This window comes from Mycolicibacterium sp. ND9-15 (genome assembly GCF_035918395.1).
Taxonomy (GTDB): Bacteria; Actinomycetota; Actinomycetes; order Mycobacteriales; family Mycobacteriaceae; genus Mycobacterium.
The window spans coordinates 892983-913835 of sequence record NZ_CP142362.1 but is presented as its reverse complement, the minus strand read 5'-3'; the positions used below and the strand labels follow the sequence as shown (position 1 = coordinate 913835).

Annotated in this window: 20 protein-coding genes; 13 read left to right on the top strand and 7 right to left on the bottom strand. The window is 66.8% G+C overall.

All coding sequences use genetic code 11. The features are described from left to right. Positions 1-669, top strand: coding sequence for a GntR family transcriptional regulator (locus QGN32_RS04470; RefSeq protein ID WP_326547446.1), 669 nt, complete (start codon positions 1-3; stop codon positions 667-669). On the opposite strand, the gene QGN32_RS04465 is transcribed toward QGN32_RS04470, so the two are convergent. The 6 genes from QGN32_RS04465 to QGN32_RS04440 are packed head-to-tail and all read right to left on the bottom strand — an operon-like array spanning position 662 to position 7519. Further along, on the bottom strand, positions 662-2152 hold the full coding sequence (locus QGN32_RS04465) for a class I adenylate-forming enzyme family protein (RefSeq protein WP_326547445.1): 1491 nt from the start codon (positions 2150-2152) through the stop codon (positions 662-664). The genes QGN32_RS04470 and QGN32_RS04465 overlap by 8 nt on opposite strands. Further along, positions 2145-3656: a class I adenylate-forming enzyme family protein gene (locus QGN32_RS04460; RefSeq protein ID WP_326547444.1), complete on the bottom strand. Its 1512-nt coding sequence runs from the start codon at positions 3654-3656 to the stop codon at positions 2145-2147. The genes QGN32_RS04465 and QGN32_RS04460 overlap by 8 nt, the downstream gene beginning before the upstream one ends. Continuing rightward, positions 3649-5106, bottom strand: a complete 1458-nt coding sequence (locus QGN32_RS04455) for an AMP-binding protein (protein ID WP_326547443.1) — start codon at positions 5104-5106, stop codon at positions 3649-3651. The genes QGN32_RS04460 and QGN32_RS04455 overlap by 8 nt, the downstream gene beginning before the upstream one ends. Beyond that, positions 5106-5897: an enoyl-CoA hydratase/isomerase family protein gene (locus tag QGN32_RS04450; RefSeq protein WP_442791782.1), complete on the bottom strand. Its 792-nt coding sequence runs from the start codon at positions 5895-5897 to the stop codon at positions 5106-5108. Before QGN32_RS04450 ends, QGN32_RS04455 begins: the two co-directional genes overlap by 1 nt. Beyond that, positions 5888-6697, bottom strand: coding sequence for an enoyl-CoA hydratase/isomerase family protein (locus tag QGN32_RS04445; RefSeq protein ID WP_326547441.1), 810 nt, complete (start codon positions 6695-6697; stop codon positions 5888-5890). The genes QGN32_RS04450 and QGN32_RS04445 overlap by 10 nt, the downstream gene beginning before the upstream one ends. Before the next feature lie 15 nt (positions 6698-6712). Continuing rightward, positions 6713-7519, bottom strand: a complete 807-nt coding sequence (locus tag QGN32_RS04440; protein WP_326547440.1) for an enoyl-CoA hydratase/isomerase family protein — start codon at positions 7517-7519, stop codon at positions 6713-6715. A 96-nt stretch (positions 7520-7615) separates the two neighbouring features. Between QGN32_RS04440 and QGN32_RS04435 the strand changes: the two genes are divergently transcribed. The 4 genes from QGN32_RS04435 (at position 7616) to QGN32_RS04420 (ending at position 11152) form a co-directional block, all read left to right on the top strand. Then, entirely contained in the window at positions 7616-8266 is a 651-nt protein-coding gene (locus QGN32_RS04435; protein WP_326547439.1) for a hotdog family protein, read from the top strand. Continuing rightward, entirely contained in the window at positions 8263-9036 is a 774-nt protein-coding gene (locus QGN32_RS04430; RefSeq protein WP_326547438.1) for a FadR/GntR family transcriptional regulator, read from the top strand. The genes QGN32_RS04435 and QGN32_RS04430 overlap by 4 nt, the downstream gene beginning before the upstream one ends. Before the next feature lie 9 nt (positions 9037-9045). Next, entirely contained in the window at positions 9046-9912 is an 867-nt protein-coding gene (locus QGN32_RS04425) for an enoyl-CoA hydratase/isomerase family protein (protein ID WP_326547437.1), read from the top strand. Between the two features lie 64 nt (positions 9913-9976). Further along, positions 9977-11152: a thiolase family protein gene (locus tag QGN32_RS04420; protein WP_326547436.1), complete on the top strand. Its 1176-nt coding sequence runs from the start codon at positions 9977-9979 to the stop codon at positions 11150-11152. A gap of 52 nt (positions 11153-11204) precedes the next feature. Here QGN32_RS04420 and QGN32_RS04415 read toward each other — a convergent pair whose 3' ends face one another. After that, positions 11205-11927, bottom strand: a complete 723-nt coding sequence (locus QGN32_RS04415) for a TetR/AcrR family transcriptional regulator (RefSeq protein WP_326547435.1) — start codon at positions 11925-11927, stop codon at positions 11205-11207. Between the two features lie 234 nt (positions 11928-12161). Between QGN32_RS04415 and QGN32_RS04410 the strand changes: the two genes are divergently transcribed. The 8 genes from QGN32_RS04410 (at position 12162) to QGN32_RS04375 (ending at position 20821) form a co-directional block, all read left to right on the top strand. Beyond that, a complete protein-coding gene (locus QGN32_RS04410; protein WP_326547434.1) occupies positions 12162-12959 on the top strand; it encodes an SDR family NAD(P)-dependent oxidoreductase in 798 nt (265 codons plus the stop codon). Between the two features lie 16 nt (positions 12960-12975). After that, complete coding sequence (locus tag QGN32_RS04405) at positions 12976-13983, top strand: dihydrodipicolinate synthase family protein (RefSeq protein ID WP_326547433.1); 1008 nt, start codon at positions 12976-12978, stop codon at positions 13981-13983. 85 nt (positions 13984-14068) lie between these two features. Further along, the gene (locus QGN32_RS04400) at positions 14069-14932 is read left to right on the top strand and encodes an enoyl-CoA hydratase (RefSeq protein WP_326547432.1); all 864 of its coding nucleotides are present in this window, start codon (positions 14069-14071) and stop codon (positions 14930-14932) included. Continuing rightward, positions 14929-16137: an amidohydrolase family protein gene (locus QGN32_RS04395; protein ID WP_326547431.1), complete on the top strand. Its 1209-nt coding sequence runs from the start codon at positions 14929-14931 to the stop codon at positions 16135-16137. The genes QGN32_RS04400 and QGN32_RS04395 overlap by 4 nt, the downstream gene beginning before the upstream one ends. Position 16138: 1 nt before the next feature. Further along, positions 16139-17743, top strand: a complete 1605-nt coding sequence (locus QGN32_RS04390; RefSeq protein WP_326547430.1) for an acyl-CoA synthetase — start codon at positions 16139-16141, stop codon at positions 17741-17743. Beyond that, complete coding sequence (locus QGN32_RS04385; protein WP_326547429.1) at positions 17740-18576, top strand: amidohydrolase family protein; 837 nt, start codon at positions 17740-17742, stop codon at positions 18574-18576. Before QGN32_RS04390 ends, QGN32_RS04385 begins: the two co-directional genes overlap by 4 nt. After that, positions 18576-19622 carry an acyl-CoA dehydrogenase family protein gene (locus tag QGN32_RS04380; protein ID WP_326547428.1) on the top strand — a complete coding sequence of 349 codons (1047 nt, stop codon included), beginning with the start codon at positions 18576-18578 and terminating at the stop codon, positions 19620-19622. Before QGN32_RS04385 ends, QGN32_RS04380 begins: the two co-directional genes overlap by 1 nt. Next, positions 19622-20821, top strand: coding sequence for an acyl-CoA dehydrogenase family protein (locus tag QGN32_RS04375; RefSeq protein ID WP_326547427.1), 1200 nt, complete (start codon positions 19622-19624; stop codon positions 20819-20821). The genes QGN32_RS04380 and QGN32_RS04375 overlap by 1 nt, the downstream gene beginning before the upstream one ends. Positions 20822-20853 lie beyond the last annotated feature (32 nt).

The window sequence follows — 20853 nt, the reverse complement described above, 5'->3', positions numbered from 1 at the left end:
GTGACCGCCCCGGATTTCGCGTCGCGCCCTCAACTCGCCGAAGACGTCGCACGTTTCGTGCGCAACCGCATCTTCGACGGAACCTACACCGCTGGCGAGTATGTGCGACTCGATCAGCTGGCAGCGGAACTGGGTATCAGCGTCACCCCGGTACGCGAGGCGCTGTTCGAGTTGAAGGCCGAAGGACTGCTCGCCCAACAGCCGCGCCGAGGATTCGTCGTGCTGCCGGTCACCGGCCGCGATCTCACCGACGTGTCGAATGTGCAGGCCTACATCGGCGGTGAGCTCGCGGCGCGGGCGGCGGCCAACATCACCGACGAGCAACTGCGCGAACTCAAGCAGATCCAGTCCGACCTCGAAGCGGCCTACGCTGTCGCCGACGGCGAACGCGCGGTCCGGCTCAACCACGAGTTTCACCGGGCCATCAACGTGGCCGCAGATTCACCCAAACTCGCTCAATTGATGTCGCAGATCACCCGTTACGCCCCCGAGTCGGTGTTCCCGGTCGTCGCCGGCTGGCCCGAGCGGTCGAACGACCACCACCGGCGGATACTGTCCGCACTGGAGCAACACAGCGAGATCCGTGCCCGCACCGAGATGTCCGAGCATCTCGCCGCCGGCGCGGAGCCGTTGATCGACCACCTCGCCGAGCGCGGCGTGATCACCTAGCTTGCGCGAGCAGGATCTCACGCAACTTTCGGAGATCGACCTTGCCCGTCGCCTTGCGGGGGATATCGCCGTCCGAGTCGGTGATCAGCCAAATCGTCGGAACCTTGAACGTGCTCAGCCGCTTTCGGGCCTCGGCGCGCAACTCGTCGACCGTACGCCCGGAGATCACGACGGCGCCGACCCTGCCGGCGACCTCGGTGACGATCGCGTTCTGCACCCCGTCGATGGTCCGCAGTGCCTGCTCGACCTCGCTCGGGTAGACCGTTGCGCCGCTGACTTTGAACATGTCGTCGCAGCGGCCGTGAGAGAACATGAAGCCGCCGTCGTCGAAGTGGCCGAGGTCGCCGGTGGGATAGAAACCGTCTGTGGTGAACACCTCCTCCCGGCTGCGGCGGCAGATCCCCCGCAGCACGTGCGGTCCGCGGATCTGGATCATCCCGATGGTCCCGGTCGGCACCGGCTCACCGCTGTCGGGGTCGACGATGCGGACCTCCATGCCGTCGAACGGTTTTCCGCAACTGCCCCATGCCGACCGAGGCATGTCGGTGTCGGCGCGGTAGCCGCAGTACGGGCCGAAGGACTCGGTCATACCGAACAGGTTCGCCCGTGCGCCGGGCGCGCCGCGTTGATCGGCGGGTAACAGCGCCGGCAAGCTACCGGGGCGCAGCGACGACAGATCGGCCCCGACGGTGGGGGCCTGCCGCGCTAACGCCTCTGCCTGGTCGGGCCAGCCCCGAAACAGCGTGACGCGTTCGCGTTCGAGAAGACGGAGTGTGGTCTCCGGCCTGGGGATCTCCTCGGTGACCAGGGTGGCGCCCGCCAACAGGGCGGACAGGATGCCGCTGCCGAAGCCGCCGACCCAGAAGAACGGCATGGGCAGATACAACCGGGTGTCGGCGGAGATGCAACGCGCCGCCAGACCGGATCGCACCGCGCCCAAAGCGTTGCCGTGCGAGTGGATCACACCCTTTGGCGGCCCGCTGCTGCCGGAGGTGAACATGATCGCCAACGTGTCACTCGGCGTGACGGCAGCGGCGATCTCATCGACGGGTGCCGAGCCGCCGGAGGGGAGCCGGTCGGCGCGCCAGATCTCGCGCAGGGCGGGCAGATTGGCCGGCTCGGCGGATAGATCCTCGAGGTAGTGGTGGCCGCGGAACTCTTCGACGGTGACCAGGAACTGCACTGACGCCATGCCCAGTTGCGCAGCGAGTTCCGGCGGCTGCAGCAGCGTGCTCAACGGGACCAGGACGGCGCCCACCCGGGTCACCGCGATCGCGATCCGCACCCACTCGGCACGGTTGGGCATGATCAACCCGACCCTGCTGCCCTTGCCCACCCCGGCGGACACCAACGCGGCGGCCAATTCTGCTGTGGTGGCGTCGAGTTCGGTGTAGGTGATCCGGGTCGACGGGTCGATCACCATTGGCTTTGCGCCGTGCTCGGCGGCGCGGCGGCGCACCAATGTGTCGATCGTGTCAGACATCGAACACCTCGATCAGTCGCGACATATCGACCTTTCCGCTGGACAGCACCGGAATTCGGGCACTGGGGACCGCCGCGTATCGGCGGGGCATCTTGTACGCCGACAACTCCGTCTTGAGCCGCTCGCGGCAGGCGGCCTCGTCGAATGTCGCGCCGTCCTCCAGTGCGACGACCGCGGCGACGAGTTGGCCGCGTTCAGGGTCGGGCAGGCCGATCACGTGCGCGACGGTGCCGCCGGTCACCTTCGCGATCGCACGTTCCACCTCTGCGGGTGCGACGTTGGCACCCGCGGTCTTGATCATCGCGCCGCGCCGGCCGATGAAGTAGAAGAAACCGTCCTCGTCGGTGCGGACGAGATCGCCGGTGTGGAACCAACCTTCGGCGTCGAAGCATACCTCCCGGCTGCGCTTGTAGTACCGCTGCATCATGAAGGGTCCACGGGCGCACAGCTCGCCGACGTCACCGACGGCGACGGGCCGACCGGTATCGGGTTCGACGACCTTGACGTCGAAGCCGGGTACCGGCTTGCCGAAGCAACCGCGCCGGTGCTCGGGCTGGTCGGACTCGTCTGAGCTGGCCAGGATGACGCTGCCGGACTCGGTCATCCCGAGCATGGTGTGGCGCAGCTCGGGGTCCGCGGGGCGCACCTCGGGCGCCATGATCGGGTACAGGTTGCCCCGCCTGATCGTCGACAGGTCGCGCCCCGGCAAGCTGGGGTGGCGGGCCAGATGCGCGATGCCGGCCACGAACCCGTTGGTCATCGTCGGCTTCTCGCCCTCCAGCAGGTCGAGAGTGTCACCGGGGTCGATCGCGTTGGAACACAACAACGTCGCACCGGCGAGCAGCGTGGCCAGTACCGAGTACGCGAACCCGCCGATCCAGAAGAACGGCGAGTTGCTGAACAACTTTTCGTGTGCGGTCAGGCCGCGTATCTCGTTCAGCACCACCTGGTGGTCGAGCAGTCCGGCATGAGTGTGCACGACGCCCTTCGGCGCGCTGGTCGAACCCGAGGTGTAGATGATCGCCAGCTCGTCGCACGGTTCGACATCGTCCTCGAGTGCGGCCAGCAAGCCGGCCTCCGCCGACTCCGCCGGGTCGGCGTCGATGAACACATGTCGCAGCAGTGGAAGCCCCTCGACGTCGGCCAGCCGCTGTCGGTAGTCGTGGGAGCGGTAAGAGGCGGTGGCCAACAGCATTTCGACGTCGGCGTGGCCGAGCTGGTCGCGCATCTCGGGCGTGGTCGCCAGCGTCGAGACCGGGATCACGACGGCGCCGATCCGCGCGGCCGCCAGCATCGCGATCACGAAGGCCGACCCGTTCGGATACAGCACTCCGACGTGGGTGCCCTTGCCCGCGCCGAGCGCGATGAGCCCGCGGGCCACTCGGGCCGAGAGACGGTCGGCGTCGGCATAGCTCAGGCGGTCGTCATCGCAGATCAGCAGCGGGTGCTCGCCCCGCGCGCCTGCCTGCGCCCGCAAGACCGCCGCGACGGTGTGTTCAGGCATGTCCGACGGTGGCGAAGTGCTCCCGGACCGCGCTGAGGTCGGGCTTACCCGACGGCGTGCACGGCATCTGTTCGACGATCGCGATGGCGGTCGGAACCTCGTAGCGGGCCAGCCGAGTTCGCAAGAAGTTCTCCAGCGTCGCGACGTCGACCGGTTCCCGAAGTTGCACCATCGCCGCCGGTGTCTCACCGAGCCGGTCGTCAGGTTGAGCGACCACGGCGGCGCTGTGCACCGCGGGGTGGCTTTCCAGCACTGCGCGCACCTCGTCGGGCAATATCTTGAACCCGCCGCGGATGATCGCCTGGTCGGCACGCCCGAGGATCCACACGAACCCGTCGGCGTCGATGCGCGCCATGTCCGTCGTACGCATCCACTCCGCCGCCGGGCCCAGCTGGCCGGGCTTGACCTCCAGCAGGCCGGCCTGATCCACGCCGAGCGTCTGTCCGTCGTCGTCGACGACCCGCAGCTGGGCGCCGAGGCTGGCCCTGCCCACACTGCCCCGCTTGCCCTGCCAGTACTTCTGGTAGTCCGCCAGTGTCCAGCCGGCGACGCCGCCGCCGAATTCCGTTGCGGCGTAGGATGTCAGCACCGGTATGCCGAACTTCTCGGTGAACGCGTCGGCGTCGTCGGCCGACAGCGGTGCGGTACCGGAGGTGACCGCGCGGATACCGGCCAGATCGTCGCGGGTCAGGTCCGAGTGCAGCACGGTGCGCAGCGCGGCAGGCACCAGGGACACCGCCCGCGGTCGGTGGCGGCGCACCGCGTCGGCCCACCGGTTCAGTTCGAAGCGGTCCAGAAGGGCGAAGGACCGGCCCTCGCAGACACATTGCAGGACACGGAACACCCCGCCGATGTGGACCAGCGGGGCGTTGACGATGGCCACGCCGCTCCGCAGTTCACTCGGTGGTGGGGCATCGGCGAAACCCTGACCGAGCACGCTGTGCGCCAACATGTCGTAGGTGAGGTCGACCCGCTTCGGCGGCCCGGTGGTGCCGCTGGTCAGCATCCGCACCGCGACGCCCGTGCGGTTCTGGTCGGCTACCGATGCCCCGGCGACCGTCACGCGAATGGGGTCGGATATCGACGAGATCGCGACCGCGTCGGCGCCCGGGGTGGTGACCAACCTGGTCAGGTCGTCCTGCTCGCCGATCACCAGCGGCAGCTCGAGTGCGCCGAGGTCGGCCCGGATGCGGTCGTCACCGCGGCCCGGATTGACGACCACGGCGGTGCCGCCCCCGAGCAGCACGCCGAGGAAGCCGGCGACGTGTGCGGGCTTGTTGCGCAACAACATTCCCACCTGCCGCCCCGTAACACCGACCCCGCGGACCTGGGCGGCGAACTCGGCCACCTGGCCCCAGGTGCTCCATTCGCCTTCGTATTCGATCGCCGGTGCGTCGGGCTGCAATGCGAGGATGTCCCGGACGCGGTGGCTGAGCGGATGATCGGCCATCAGCGAATCCTCGGTGCCGACCTCGCGGCGATGGGCGCCGCCGCGAGTTCGGCCTGCCCCAAGGGGTTACCGAGCCGGGTGTAGATCAGGTTCTGCTCCATCGCCGCGCGGTACGGCTTTTCCAGCGACTCCCAGATCGCCTTGACGGTGCCCTGGGTGGCCGACGGTGGCTTGGCGGCGATGCCGGCCGCGATTTCGTGCGCTCGAGCCCAGAGCCGGTCGGCGGGTACGACTTCGGTCACCAACCCGATCTGCAGCGCGGTCGCAGCGCTCACCCGTTCGTCGTTGCCCATCAGGGCGATTCGCAGTGCGTTGGCGAGGCCGACGCGGCGCATCAGCCCGACCGGTTCGAGCGCGCAGACCAAACCTGCGCTGACGTGTGAGTCGAAGAACGTGGCGTCCTGGGAGCAGATCACCACGTCGGCCTCGTTGAGGAAGTAGAACGCGCCGGCCGTGCACATGCCCTGCACTGCGCACACCACGGGCTTCCACATCTTCTGCCATTTCGGGCTCAGGTGTTCGCCGGGGTCTTCGTGGTTCCAGACGTTGTCGGGTTGGCCGTAGGGCGTCTTCATGTCGAGGCCGGCGCTGAATGCGCGCTCGCCCGCGGCCCGGAGCACCACCGCATGGACGGTTTCGTCTTCCTTGACAAGTTGCCAAGCCTGCGACATCTCCTCACACATCGTGCGGTTGAACGCATTGAGTGAGTCGGGCCGGTTCAGCGTGACGGTTGCGACGTGGTCGGCGGCGTCCACGTCGAGGAGGATGGTTCGGAACGCCGTCATCGGCACTGCCAGTTCGGGGTGCGCTTCTCCATGAACGCCTTCGGTCCCTCGGCGGCGTCGTCGGTGCGCACCACCCGTTCGCGGAACGCCTCGGCGAGGATCTCCGCCTCGTGCAGGGGCAGGTCCAGCGTCTTGTGGATGGCCAATCGGGTACCTCGAACCGCGAGCGGGGCATTCGAGTTCACGATGTCGGCTATCTCGTGTGCCCTTTCGAGCAGTCGGTCGTGCTCTACCACTTCGCTGATCATGCCCAATTCGTAGGCACGCTGGGCGCTCATCCGTTCGTGCTTGCCCATCAGCGCCATGCGCAGCGCGATGTTACGGGGCAGGATACGCGCCAACCGCACCATCTCGCGGGCGGCCACCAGGCCGATGCTCACATGCGGGTCGAAGAAGGTTGCCTGGTCGGAGGCGATCGCGATGTCGCCGGTGGTGATCCAGTCCAGACCGGCGCCACAGCACAATCCGTTGACCGCGGTGAGGACCGGTTTGGCCATCCGCCGGAACGGCGGTGTGCCCTCCTGCGGCGCCTCCCACTGGTCGTAGGTGGACAGGTAGGGGCGCTCGTAGATCACCCTGCCGTCCTCGGGGATCTCGCCGACGTCGGCGCCGGTGCAAAAGGCCCGGCCCGTGCCGGTCACGATCAGGATCCAGATGTCGTCGTCGTTCTCGGCGTCGTGGTAGGCGGCGCGGAGTTCGGCGATCATGTGCGGGCTCAGTGCGTTGAGCGCGTTGGGACGGTTCAAGGTGATCGTCGCCTTGTGCCCGTCGACCTGGTAGGTGATGTCGTCAAACCTGGTGGACAATTCTCTTCCTATCCGTCAGCGCCCGTGGAACTCCGGCGCGCGCTTGTCACGGAACGCCGCCAGTCCTTCTTTGAAATCGGTGGTTCGGCAGGACAACTCGACGTTGTAGAGCTCCTGGTTCATAGTGTCGGTAAGCGACGCGTGCTGGCCGTAGTGGATGGCCTGCTTGGCCAGGCCGAGCGCCACCGTCGGACCCGACGCCAGTCGTGCGATGAGTTCTTCGCTCGCAGTGTGCAATTCGGTTTCGGGCACCGCGGCGTGGATCAGACCCCACTCGGCCGCCTCGGCGCCGCTGACCTTCTCGCCGAGCAATAGCATCCGCTTGGCGCGCGCCAGACCGACGAGCCGGGGCAGCAGCCAGGTCGAACCCGAATCGGGGCTGAAGCCGCGGCCGAGGAACGGTTCCCAGAACACCGCGTCCTCTGCGGCGACGGTGAAGTCGGCTGCCAACGCCAGGTTGCAGCCGAGGGCCGCTGCCCACCCGCGAACCGTGCACACCACCGGGAGGTGAAGCGTGTGCACAAGTTCGATCGCCCGGTGAGCTCCGTGGGGTAGGCGCCGGACCAGGTCGCCGGTGCGGGGCCGCTGTTCGCCGGTGTTGGCGGCCACCCAGTCCGCGCCCGCGCAGAAGTCCGAACCGCCGCCGCTGATATGCACGGCGCGCAGCGAGTCGTCGGTGGCGGCAGCGGTCAGGGCGTCGACCAGCACGTCGACCATGCTGTGGCTCAGCGCATTACGCCGGACCGGTCGGTCGAGCGTGATGCGCAAGACCGCGCCGTCACGCGATGTCGCCACCACACCGTCGTCGGCCGCATCGGTCACCGTTGAACCCGCCAATCTGCCGCTATACGGTTAGCCCTACAGTATTGCTATCTTGTACAAGTTAGCAAGGACAGCATCGCTGACGGAAGGGCACCGATGGCACAGGACACGCCCACCTTCGGCGAGCAACCGCTGGCGCAGACCGTCGCCGCCGCGGGTGCCATCCGCCGGCTGAGCGGACTGCTGCTGTCGTTGGAACACAACCATCCCACCGTCGACACGATGCTTCGGCAGATCGACGAATGGGAGCGCGAACTCGCCGCCACGGCACCGTCGGACCCGACACCGCGCATCGGGCCCGACGCGACCGATTCGCAACGGGTTTACCTCGATCACGCCTTCGATATCGGCGCCTACAACCCGGCGTTCCCCGAGTACACCTTCGACGAGATCGGCGCCGACTCCGCATCGGGGCGGGTCACTTTTCCCGTCCTGTTCGAGGGCCCGCCGGGTTTGGTGTACGGCGGATTTCTCGCGGTGTTCTTCGATTGCGTCACCCAGCATCACAGTTGCGCCACTGGGCGAACGGGTAAGACGCGCTCGCTGACCGTCATTTTTCGCAGGCCGACACCGATCCTGGCCGAGTTGAGTTTCGACGTGACCCGCGTGGAGTCCGATGGACGTGTCACGTCGACCGCGCGGCTGCTGCTTGACGACGAGGTGTTGTGCACCGGGGAGTTCAACACCTCGGCGTCCTCGCCCGAGCGGTTGTCGGTCTTCGACTTCGGGAAGCGCCGGCCGAGATGACCAGCACGCACCGGATCCGTCAGCCGCGGGTGGCCGAGATCATCGCCGCGCGGTTGCGAAACGACATCCTGTCCGGGCGGCTCAAGGAGGGCGACGTGCTGCCGTCCCAAGACGGCCTCCTTGCGGAGTTCGCGGTGAGCCCGCCGGCGTTGCGCGAGGCGATCCACATCCTGGAGATGGAGGGGCTGATCTCGGTGCGCCGCGGCAACATGGGTGGCGCGGTCGTGCGCCTGCCGTCGGCGGACCGGACCGCGCACATGATCAGCATGGTGTTGCAGGCCCGCTCGGCGACACCGGCGGATGTCAGCGGCGCGCTGCTGCACCTCGAGCCGATCTGCGCGAGCATGTGCGCGGCCCGCATGGACCGCATGACCGAGGTCGTGCCCTACCTCGAAGACGAAATACAAAGGCAGATCGACCAATTCGATGACCTATCGCAGTACGTGCGCAACGCCAGGCGTTTTCACGAGACAATCGTGTCCAGGTGCGGCAACGAGCCGATGATCCTGCTGATCGGCTCCCTGGAGCTGATCTGGTCGTCGCATGAGTCGTCGGTGTGGGGCGACGAGACCGGCGCCGACCCGATGAACGACAAGACGATGCGGGCCGCACTACGCGATCACCAACGCCTGCTCGAGGCGATCCGCGACGGCAACCAGGCTCGAGCGGCGCGGTTGGCCACCGACCACCTGGCGGCCGCGAGGCGCAACACACTCGCGGTCGGAACGGACAGAACCATTGAGGCCAAGCTCATTTCCGATGTGCAGTGAGGACACCCCATGACCGATGACCGCGTGCTGTTCGAGGTCGACCACCAGAAGCGGATCGCGACGATCACCTTCAACAACCCGGCCCGGCGCAACTCCTACGACGCGGCGATGCGTGACGCGGTGGCCCGCTATCTCGATCAGGTCGCCGCCGACGACGACATCACGGTGGTCCTGCTGCGCGGCGCCGACGGCGTGTTCAGCACCGGGGCCGATATGAACAACGCCTACGGCTGGTACGGCGATGAGGCCTCGGCACAAGCCAAGAGGCGTCCCAGCCAGCGCCGGCGGTTGACCGTGGATCGCAAGACGTTCGGCTTCTACCACAACTTCATGGGATTCCCGAAGGTCACGGTGGGGGAGATCAACGGGTACGCCTTGGGTGGCGGTTTCGAGATGGCGTTGATGACCGATATCTCGGTGATCGCGCGCAGCACCAAGATCGGCATGCCGGCCACCCGGTTCCTCGGTCCCGCGCTGGGCAGCCTGCACATGTTCTTCCACCGACTCGGTCCGGTGCTGGCGCGTCGGTTGCTGCTGACCGGCGACGTCATCGAGGCGGGCGCGGTCGAGCACCTCGGGGTGTTCACCGACACCTGCGGCGCCGACCAGGTTGCGGCGCGGGCGCGCTACTGGGCGGAGAAGGCAGCCAAGATGCCCGCCGACGGCGTCGTGATCGCCAAGGAGGCGTTCCGCCTCGTCGAGCAGAGCCAGGCCTATCAGGGTGAGGAAGTGGCGAGCTACCTGTTCCATGCCTACGGAACGAACCTGCAGTTCGCCGAGGGTGAGTTCAACTTCGTCAAGACCCGTGCGCAGTACGGCGCCAAGGAAGCGTTCCGGCTGCGCGACGAGCATTTCCACGTGCCCGAGCCCGGCTAACGGCCTCGCTACAGTATCTGCTAGTTTTGTAACGTCGCTAACGTCGAAACCCGAGGTGGACAACATGCCCACACCCGTCATCGTAGGTGCCGCCAGGACCGCGATCGGCCGATCCTTCAAGGGAACGCTGGTCAACACCCCGCCGGAAGAGCTGATCACCACCGTGCTGCCGGAGGTGATCCGCCGCTCGGGGATCGACCCGAACGCCATCGACGACCTCATCTTCGCCGAATCGCATTACGGCGGAGGCGATCTGGCCCGTTATGCCGCCGACGCGACCGGCCTGCAGGAGGTGCCGGGGCAGTCGGTGAACCGGCACTGCGCGGGTAGCCTCACCGCGATCGGCAACGCGGCCGCGCAGATCGGCTCGGGCATGGAGCGTGCGCTGATCGCCGGTGGTGTGCAGTCGCTGTCGATGACGCCGCTGGTCAACTGGCGCATCCCGGGCCCCGAACTGAAGTTCGAGGAGAAGTGGATGCCGCCCACCCACGTCGAAACCCCCGACGCGCCGACCCGCGACATGTCGGTCACCGTCGGGTGGAACACCGCGCAGGCGGTCGGCATCACCCGTGAGGAGATGGACGCGTGGGCCGCGCGGTCGCATCAGCGCGCGATAGCGGCGATCGACGCGGGCAAGTTCGTCGACGAGATCGTGCCGCTGAAGGTGCAGCAGTTCGACGGCTCGGTGATCGAGTTCAACATCGACGAGCATCCGCGCCGCGACACCACCGTCGAGAAGTTGGCGGGCCTCAAGCCGCTTCATCCCGAGATCGAGGGGTTCTCGATCACTGCGGGCAACAGCAGCGGAACCAATGACGCCGCTGCCGCGGTCGCACTGGTCGACAGCGCCTACGCCGACGCGGAGAACCTGACGAAGATGGCCGCCGTCAAGGCGTGGGCCGCGGCCGGTGTGCCACCGCGCGACACGGGCCTGGGCGCGGTGAAGGTGATCGGCAAGGTGCTCGACCGCGCCGGCCTGAAGCCCTCCGACGTCGCGCTGTGGGAGATCAACGAGGCGTTCGCCTCGGTGCCAATCGCCGCGTGCCGCGAGTACGGCCTCGACGAGGAGCTGGTCAACTTCTCCGGAAGTGGTTGCAGCCTCGGTCATCCCATCGCCGCATCGGGTGCGCGGATGGTCACCACCCTGGTCTACGAACTGCAGCGGCGCGGCGGTGGCATCGGTGTCGCCGCGATGTGTGCCGGCGGTGGGCAGGGCGGCGCAGTCGTCATCGAAGTCTGAGTGATTTGGGTGCGCTACCAGTCGCTGAGCGATTGATAGCGCACCGAAATCGCTAACGTTTACGCTTGGCCGGCTTGTTGTCCGCGATCAGGCGACTCGCGTGGTCGAGTATGCACTCGAGGCCGAACTCGAAGTTCTTGTCGTCGGCGGCGCCGATATGGTGGCCCCTCTCGGTGACCAAAGCCAGCAGCGGCGTGCTGTCGGCGTCGATGCTCATCGTCTCCTCGATGTCGCTCGGTCCTTCGTTGGCCGCTCGGTTTTTCTCCCGAAGCCGGTGCAGCACAACGGATCCACGAACATGCACCGACACCGCCGAGTAGGTGTCGAACGCGTCGTCGGGGGACAGCCCGGCTTCTACCAGGCCTGCGATCGCCTTCTCGACCTCCTGCACGCCGAGCTTGGCCATCCGCGGACTCAGCGCCGATCGGATGAGAATCAGGTCGCACAGGATCGGGTTGCCCATGAACGTCTTTCGCATGGTGCGCGCGTGGTTGCTCAGCGTCTCACGCCAGTCCTTGGCCTCCACATACGGCGTGGCGAAGACATACTGGCGCAGCGCGCGGTCGGTCATCGCGTTGAGAAGATCGTCCTTCTTGCGGAAGTACCAGTAGATGCTCGTGACGCCGACGCCGAGGTGCTTGCCGAGCAGCGGCATGGACAGGTTGTCGATGCCCACCTCTTCGGCGAGCTCGAAGGCGCCCTTGATGATGTCGTCGGGATTGATCGATCCGCGCTCGCGTCGCTGACGCTTCTCCGCGGTCGCCTGCCTTGCCACCTAGGGCACCTCCATCGACTAAGCCGCGCGCGCAGCCCCCCGGAAATGGGGTTGGTGGACCTGAATGTACCGTCAGCCGCCTCTGATCTGCGCCAACGCAGGTGTGTCGCGGCCCGGCCGTTACCGTCAACCATACCGGGAGCCTTCGGGTCGCCGGTCTCCACGGTTGTTCCGCTGTTCTACTGTAAGTCCTATAGTAAGGTTTTCCACGCAATCGGGTGAGCGAAAGGCCGCATGGACCTCGGGCTGAAGGACGCCTCCGCCGTCGTGGTCGGCGGTGGGCGCGGCATGGGTTTTGCGACGGCGCGCTGTCTGGCCGAAGACGGGGCCCGGGTGGCGGTCGTCGGACGCACGCCGGATGTCCTCGGGGAGGCGGCGACGGCGCTCGTCGAGATCGGCAGCCCCGACGCGCTGGCGCTGATTGCCGACATCACCGACGCCGATCAGGTGCGGCGCGCCTTCGATGAGATCGGGCAGCGCTGGAACGGCGAACTCAACATCCTCATCAACGCCGTCGGCCCCGACGCCGTCGGCACCTTCGAGGATCTGACCGATGAACAGTGGCGCATCGCGTTCGACGGCGGCGTGATGGGCATGGTGCACTGCGTGCGGTCGGCGCTTCCGCTCTTGCGTGCCGCACAGTGGGCCCGCATCGTGAACTTCTCCGCCCATTCGACACAGCGGCAAAGCGTGATCCTGCCGGCCTACACCGCGGCCAAGGCGGCGGTGACGAGTATCTCGAAGAACCTGTCGCTGTTGCTGGCCAAAGACGAGATCATGGTCAACGTGGTCTCGCCGGGCAGCATCGCATCCGAAGCGCTGATCGGCTGGGCCGAGTCGGTGGGTGTCGACGGCACCGACCCGTATGCGTTGATGGGCGCGATCGGTGAGCACTTCGGCCACCCCGCCCATCTCCCGCGCGCCGGCCTGCCCGACGAAATCGCGCCCGTCGTCGCATTTCTCGCGTCCCGCCGCAACTCCTACATGACCGGCGCCAACGTCAACGTCGACGGCGGCTCAGACTTCACTTGACGCTGAGGAGGTCATCGTGGCGACGGCCGAAGACGCTCGAGAGTGGGCCCGCAACCATCTGCGCGGAATCGGGGACTCCCTCTACACGCCCTTCTGCGGCGTTGACGGCGACGACATCGACTGGGATGCCTATCGAACGCTGGTCCGACACTGTGTCGGCGTCCTGAACCACCCGTTGTTGTGGTGCACCAGCGGCATCGCCGAGTTCTGGGCGCTCACGCTCGACGAACGAAAGCGGTTGCTGGAGGTGGCAATCGACGAGGGACGCAAAGCCAACCCCGACGTCGTGGTGCAGGCGTGCACCGCCGCGACCGCGGCCAAAGACTGCCTTGAGCTCACCCGGCACGCGCAGGAGGCCGGCGCCGATATCGTCTACATCCAGACCCCGATGATGGAGGCGCACGGCGGGGAAGGCGTTCTGAACTTCTTTCGCTACATCGCCGATCGCACCGACATCGCGCTCGGGATGTTCAACTCGCCGTCGTCGGGCTACGTGTTGACCCCCGTCGAAAGTGCCCGGATCTACGACGAGATCCCGGCGGTGTGCGCGACGAAGGAGGGCGCGTTCCGGCCGGCTGCCAGCAGGCGGCTGCACGTGTTGGCACCGGGACTGGCGGTGTGGGAGTGCGACAAGACCGTGTATCGCGCGGGGTGGCTGCGCGACGGCATCGTCTGCCCCGCGCAGCTCGGCACCGCCGGCTACCTGTTTGAAACCCCGCAGCGACGGCTGTTCACCGAGTACTGGGACCTCATCGTCAACGACAAACTCGTCGAGGCGATGGACTACGCGCGCGAGTCCGGGCTCGACCAGTTCGACCTCGACATGGGATCGTGGTTCACCTGTTATCCGGGCCGGCCCGACTACTTCACGCACTGGGGCGGAGCGTTCAAATACGCGGCCTCGGCGCTCGGACTACCGATCGGGGAGTACCCGCACTCGCGGCCGCCGCAAGCGCACCTGCCCGCCGAGGCGAAGGTGCAGATCGACACAGCGTATCGGCGGTTCGGACTGGTCGACGCGTGAGGCGTCGGCCATTGCGGAAGGCGCTACCGATAGGTGTACAGTATGAGCATTCACGGGGCTTGGACCGCTGGAGGAGGACTGCTGGGTGAGCGCTCCTGACCACGTCGCCCAAGCCGACTCCCAGCCTGACTCCGGGGCCGCGCCGGTGCGCTACGAGCTACGCGACAGCGGGGTGGCGGTGCTCACTCTCAACCGGCCGGACCGGATGAACGGCTGGGGCGGCGGGCTGGCCACCACTTTCTACGAGCGACTGGACGACGCCGAGGCCGATCCCGCGGTGCGGACGGTCGTGGTCACCGGGAGCGGCCGGGCATTCTGCGCGGGCGCCGACATGGGCGACCTGACGACCATCAGCGCCGCCACGGTCGACGCCGCAGCAGACACCGATGTCGGCAAGCTCGTCGGCGCGCGCCATCCGCACTTCCTCATGGGCATTCGCAAGCCGGTCATCGCTGCGATCAACGGTGCTTGTGCCGGAATGGGTTTGACGCTGGCGCTGGCGTGTGACGTGCGCTTCGCGGCCGATGGTGCGAAGTTCACCACCTCATTCGCCCGACGCGGGCTGATCGCCGAGTACGGGATCTCCTGGATCCTGCCGCGGATCGTCGGCGTCGGCGTGGCCATGGACCTGTTGCTGTCCGGACGGGTGTTCTTCGCCGACGAGGCCGCGCGGCTCGGCTTGGTCAATGAGGTGGTGGCACCGGAGGAGTTGCTGTCCCGCGCGATCGGCTACGCCGAGGACATCGCCGGCAACTGTGCGCCCAGTTCGCTGGCGGTCATCAAGCAACAGGTGTACGCAGACACCATGCGCGATGTCTTCGAAGCCAGTGACCATGCCGAGAAGCTGATGCACGAGTCGATGACGCGACCCGACTTCCTCGAGGGCATCACGAGTTTCTTCGAGAAGCGCCCACCGAACTTTCCGCCATTGAAGGGAGAGGGACCATGACCCTGGACTATCGGGCCATCGACGTCGACAACCACTATTACGAGCCGATCGACTCGTTCACCCGGCACCTGCCCAAGGAATTCCGCAGCCGCGGCGTGCAGATGCTCACGGACGGTAAGCGCACCTTCGCGGTGTTCGGTGGTGTGATCAACCACTTCATCCCGAACCCGACCTTCGACCCGATCATCGAACCCGGCTGCCTGGACCTGCTGTTCCGGGGCGAAATCCCCGAGGGGGTCGATCCGGCGTCGCTGATGAAGGTCGACCGGCTGGCCGACCACCCCGAGTATCAAAACCGAGAAGCCCGGGTGAAGATCCTCGACAAGCAGAACCTCGAAACAGTATTCATGCTCCCGACTTTCGCGTGCGGCGTCGAGGAGGGCCTCAAGCACGACATCCCGGCCACCATGGCATCGGTCCACGCCTTCAACCTGTGGCTCGACGAGGACTGGGGGTTCGACCGGCCTGATCACCGCATCATCGCCGCGCCGATCATCTCGCTGGCCGACCCCGAGAAGGCCATCGAAGAGGTCGAGTTCGTGCTGAGCAGAAACGCGAAGCTGGTGTGCGTGAGGCCGGCGCCGGTGCCGGGCGAGGTAGGGCCCCGCTCCCTCGGCGATCCGGTGCACGACCCGGTGTGGGCGCGTCTGGCCGAGGCGGGTGTCCCAGTGGTCTTTCACCTGTCCGACTCCGGCTATATGGCCATCCCCGCGCTGTGGGGCGGCAGCGGTGTGTTCAAGGGCTTCGGTAAGCGCGATCCGCTCGACATGGTGATCATGGACGACCGCGCCATCCACGACACCGTGGCCTCGATGATCGTCCACCAGGTGTTCACCCGGCACCCCAAGCTCAAGGTGGCCAGCATCGAGAATGGTTCCTACTTCGTCTACCGGCTCATCAAGCGGCTCAAGAAGTCTGCCAACAACGCGCCGTACCACTACAAGGAGGACCCGGTCGAACAGTTACGCAACAACGTGTGGATCGCGCCGTACTACGAGGACGACGTCAAGCTGCTGGCCGAGACCATCGGCGTGGACAAGATCCTGTTCGGGTCCGACTGGCCGCATGGGGAGGGGTTGGCGGATCCCACCTCGTTCACCGCTGACATTCCTCAGTTCCCCGAGTTCAGCCACGAAGACACCCGAAAGGTAATGCGCGACAACGCTCTCGAACTGCTCGGTGCGAACGTGCGAGTCGGCGCCTAGAATGCCCGAGTGGACGATCGGGGCGGTGCTCGACGCGATCGCCCAAGCGGCGCCCGATCGGCTGATGACGGTCTGCGGGTCGCGCCGCAGCACGTTCGGCGAGTCGGCGGACCGTACCCGCCGGCTCGCGAATTACCTTGCCGCACAGGGGTTCGGCGCACACCGCGAACGCCCAGCACTGCAGAACTGGGAGTGCGGACAGGACCGCGTCGCGCTGCTCATGCACAACGATTTGTACCCCGACATGGTGATCGGGTGCCTGAAGGCGCGCACCGTCCCGGTCAACGTCAACTACAACTACACGCCCCGAGAGGTGGCCGAACTCCTCGACTACCTCAAACCGCGTGCGGTCATCTACCACCGGTCCTTGGGCGCCAAGTTCGCCGATGTGCTGCCGCCGGCGAGTGCCGACCTGATGATCTCGATCGACGACGACCCCGCCACGCCGCAGTTGCCGGGTGCTACTCCACTGGAAGACGCGCTGGCGCAAGGTGATACCGACCAGCCGATCACACCATCGCCCGACGACGTGATGATGGTGTGCACCGGTGGCACCACCGGACGGCCCAAGGGCGTGATGTGGCGTCAGAGCGACACCTATGTGATCTCGATGAACGGCGCCGACCATGACTCGGTCGACGAGATCCACGCCAAGGTCACCCACGCCGGACAACCGTGGTTTGCGGTGTCACCGCTGATGCACGCGGCCGGAATGTGGACCGCATTCGCCGCCCTGCTCAACGGCCTGCCGGTGATCCTCTACGACCAGACGAAATTCGATCCGATCGCGGTGCTGGAAACCGCGCAACGCGAGAAGGTCGGACTGATGACGATGGTCGGCGACGCCTACGCCGCGCCGTTGGTCGACGAGTTGCGCCGCGGGTCCTATGACCTGTCGTCGTTGTTCGCGATCGGAACGGGCGGCGCGGCGACCAATCCGAAACACCAACGCGCGCTGTTGGAACTGCTACCCCAGATCACCTTGATCAACGGGTACGGGTCATCGGAAACCGGCAACGTCGGCTTCGGCCGAAGCCAGCGCGGTGACGAGAAGGACACGTTCGAACTGCGCGAGGGCGCACTGGTGCTGTCCGAGGACTATCGGCGCTTCCTCGATCCGGGTGAGGACGAGGTCGGCTTCGTCGCCCGCGGCGGCCGGATTCCGCTGGGCTACTTCGATGACGAGGCAGCGACCCGGCTGACATTCCCGGTGGTGGAGGGGCGACGCGTGGTGATATCCGGCGACCGGGGATCGCTGGCGGCCGACGGGACGCTGCGACTGTTCGGACGCGATTCGCTCGTCGTCAACACCGGGGGCGAGAAGGTATTCGTCGAAGAGGTCGAAGAGGTGCTGCGCACGCACCCGGCGATCGCCGACGCGCTGGTGGTGGGGCGGCCGAGCGATCGGTGGGGCGAAGAAGTCGTCGCACTGGTCGCACTGCAGGACAGCACCGATCCCGCCACGCTTCATGACCACTGCACGTCGAGCCTGGCGCGGTTCAAGGCCCCGAAGGAGTTCATCTTCGTCGACCAGGTCCGCCGCCTGGGTAACGGCAAGCCGGACTACCGGTGGGCCAAGAAGACGGCCCAGCGGGTGAACGCATGAGCCACAAAGCCATTGACTGCCTGGTCAACGTCCACTTCGGCGAAACCGAGCAGCAGCCGACGTGGATGCTCAAGGTCCGCGACGACTATTTCAAGGGCCCGCAGTCGATGTTCGCGCCAGTCGAACTGAGCGAGCTGCTCGACGAGATGGACGAACAGGGCGTGGCGAAAGCCATCCTGATGGACAGCATCGCCAAGCCCTCGACGACAGCGCGCAAGTTCGTCGACGCCAGACCGGATCGGTTCGCGCTGGCGATCGGAGGCGTCAACTTGTTGCGGCCCATGCCATCGCTGCGGGAGCTGACGGCCGTGGTCGCCGACCTGCCGGTGGCGTACGCGGCGGTGGGGCCGAGCTTCTGGGGCGACGGGCAGTACCCGCCCAGCGACGCGGTCTACTACCCGCTCTACACCAAGTGCGCCGAACTCGGGCTGCCGCTGTGCGTCAACACCGGCCTTCCGGGTCCGCCGATCCCCGGCGAGGTGCAGAACCCGATCCACCTCGACCGCGTCTGCGTGCGGTTCCCCGAACTCAAGCTCTGCATGATCCACGGCGCAGACCCGTGGTGGGACGTCGCGATCCGCCTGCTGATCAAGTACCGGAACCTGCGCCTGATGACCTCGGCGTGGTCACCGAAACGGTTGCCCGACAGCCTGCTGCACTACATGCGCACGCGCGGGCCCGGCAAGGTGATCTACGCGTCCGACTGGCCGGTGCTCAAGATGCGCCGCGTCGTGCCCGAGGCGCTCGCCCTTGACCTGCCCGCCGAGGTGCTGGACAACTACCTGTACAACAACGCCCAGGAATTCTTCTTCGGATCTGACGAGGAGCAGTGATGGACCGCTACGAACTGCGCAGGCTCGACTACAGCCTGTCCGAAGATCACCAGGCGCTGCAGGCGGCGTACAAGGACTTCTTCAAGACGCACTGCTCGATCGAAACCGTCCGCGCCGCAGAGGCTTCCGGGTTCGACAAGAGCCTGTGGGAGCGGTTGTGCACGATGGGGGCGACGACGATGGCGCTGCCGGAGGAGCTGGGTGGGGACGGCGCGACGCTCGTCGACCTGACCCTGGTGGCCGAGGAGATCGGCCGGTCGCTAGCACCCGTGCCGTGGATCGACCACGTCTGCGCCGCGCGTCTGCTGGGCCGACTGGGCGGCGCCGGTCCCGACATCGTCAGCGGTACGCAGATCGTCGGTCTCGACCCGCAACACGACAGCGTCTCCGGTGTGCGGTTGGTTCCCAGCGGGTCGGTCGCCGACCACATCGTCGTGCGCGACGGTGACGAGGTGGTCAGGCTGACCTTCGCCACCCGCCCCGCAAAGGTCGACAACATCGGCCGGTTACCGATGGCATGGGTCGACCCAGCCGCCGCCGACACCCGGACCGTCCTGGCGAGCGGACCCGCCGCCTTAGCGGAATACCAACTGGCGCTGGACGAGTGGCGGGTGCTGACCGGCGCCGCGTTGGTCGGCCTGGTCGAGGAGACGATGATGATCGCCGCGGAGTTCGCCAAGACCCGCTACACGCTGGGCGTGCCGATCGCGACGCTGCAGGCGATCTCGCACCCGCTCGCCAACATCGCCATCACCGTGCAGGGCGGACGCAACCTGGCGCGGCGGGCGGCTTGGTTCCTCGACAACGAACCCGACGAGCGTCGCGAGCTGGCGCCGTCGGCGTTCCTGTTCATGGCCGAGGAGGCGTCCAAGGCCGCCACGATGGCGGTGCAGGTGCAGGGCGGGCTCGGGGTCTCCGCGGAGGCCGCAGCGAGCGCATACCTGCTGCGGGCCCGGGGCTGGGCGCTGGCGGGGGGAGACCCGGCCGCCAGCGCGAAGTACATCGCCGGGATCGTCGCGGCGCGCGAGAGTGGAGAGGGCAGGTAATGGATTTCTCACGGGTCGAACTCGCCGACGAGGACCAGGCCTTCCTCGAGGAGTCGCGCGCGTTCCTGCGGGGGATCGTCACCGAGGACGTGATTCGCCGGGACCGCGAGACCGGCGACAACTTCGACGAGGTTGTGCATCTGGCGCTCGGCAAGGCTGGATACCTTGCGCGCGAATGGAAGCCGGAATCGGAGGGCGGGTTCAACCGGATTCACCGGCGCATCTGGGAACTGGAGAAGCGTCGCGCACACGTGCCGTGGGTGACGTTCGGCACCACCGCGATGATCGCGCGGTCGGTGGACAAGTTCGGTTCACCCGAACTCAAGGCCGAAGTGATGCCGCGCGTCTACACCGGCGAGGTCCGGCTCTGCCTGGGCTACACCGAACCCGAGGGCGGGTCCGACGTCGCCACCTGCAAGACACGGGCGGTGCGGGAGGCGGATGGATCAAGCTGGGTTATTAATGGCTCGAAGATGTTCACCACCGGCGCGCATAACTGTCAGTACGTCTTCCTGATTACCAACACCGATCCCGACGCGCCGAAGCATAAGAGCCTCACCATGTTTCTCGTCCCGCTCGACTCGCCGGGTATCGAAATCCAGGGCATCCGCACCGTCGACGGCGACCGGACGAACATCGTCTACTACAGCGATGTGCGCGTCGACGACAAGTACCGGCTCGGCGAGGTGAACGACGGCTGGACGGTGGTGCGCGAGCCGCTGAACGCGGAACACGGCGCGGTGGAGGCTGCCGCCGACGGTCTGCAGGACGTCGCGATCATGATGCACCAGGCCAACACGATGGCCGCCGCGGCCGACGGGGCCGCCGCGAAGGTCGCAGAGACCCGGCCCGACGGTCGCCGGCTCATCGACGAGGGATCGGTGGCATATCGCCTGGGCCGCAGCGTCGCTCGGATGGAAGCGTCGTTCTCGACACCCAATATCTTCGGACGCGTCGCATTGGCTCAGACCATGCGCGACATCTCCCCGGACCTGATGGACCTGCTCGGCACCGCGTCGTCGCTGCCGCTGGGCACCGACGGTGCGGCCGACGACGGCGCCGCGGAGTACGTGTACCGCTTCGCGCCGCTGGTCGGGATCTACGGGGGCACACTGGAGGTGTTCCGCAACATGATCGCCCAGTACGTGCTCGGCCTCGGTCAGCCCGCGTACGCCCCCGTCGCCAAGAAGGCGTCCTAAAGTCTGCGCGAGCGTGCGTGTTTGCACACGAC

Excerpts from the sequence above, each read along its gene's own strand:
- QGN32_RS04465 (WP_326547445.1), bottom strand. The coding sequence starts at position 2,152 with ATGTCTGACACGATCGACACATTGGTGCGCCGCCGCGCCGCCGAGCAC.
- QGN32_RS04460 (WP_326547444.1), bottom strand. The coding sequence starts at position 3,656 with ATGCCTGAACACACCGTCGCGGCGGTCTTGCGGGCGCAGGCAGGCGCG.
- QGN32_RS04455 (WP_326547443.1), bottom strand. The coding sequence starts at position 5,106 with ATGGCCGATCATCCGCTCAGCCACCGCGTCCGGGACATCCTCGCATTG.
- QGN32_RS04435 (WP_326547439.1), top strand. The coding sequence starts at position 7,616 with ATGGCACAGGACACGCCCACCTTCGGCGAGCAACCGCTGGCGCAGACC.
- QGN32_RS04430 (WP_326547438.1), top strand. The coding sequence starts at position 8,263 with ATGACCAGCACGCACCGGATCCGTCAGCCGCGGGTGGCCGAGATCATC.
- QGN32_RS04425 (WP_326547437.1), top strand. The coding sequence starts at position 9,046 with ATGACCGATGACCGCGTGCTGTTCGAGGTCGACCACCAGAAGCGGATC.
- QGN32_RS04420 (WP_326547436.1), top strand. The coding sequence starts at position 9,977 with ATGCCCACACCCGTCATCGTAGGTGCCGCCAGGACCGCGATCGGCCGA.
- QGN32_RS04410 (WP_326547434.1), top strand. The coding sequence starts at position 12,162 with ATGGACCTCGGGCTGAAGGACGCCTCCGCCGTCGTGGTCGGCGGTGGG.
- QGN32_RS04395 (WP_326547431.1), top strand. The coding sequence starts at position 14,929 with ATGACCCTGGACTATCGGGCCATCGACGTCGACAACCACTATTACGAG.
- QGN32_RS04390 (WP_326547430.1), top strand. The coding sequence starts at position 16,139 with ATGCCCGAGTGGACGATCGGGGCGGTGCTCGACGCGATCGCCCAAGCG.
- QGN32_RS04385 (WP_326547429.1), top strand. The coding sequence starts at position 17,740 with ATGAGCCACAAAGCCATTGACTGCCTGGTCAACGTCCACTTCGGCGAA.
- QGN32_RS04380 (WP_326547428.1), top strand. The coding sequence starts at position 18,576 with ATGGACCGCTACGAACTGCGCAGGCTCGACTACAGCCTGTCCGAAGAT.
- QGN32_RS04375 (WP_326547427.1), top strand. The coding sequence starts at position 19,622 with ATGGATTTCTCACGGGTCGAACTCGCCGACGAGGACCAGGCCTTCCTC.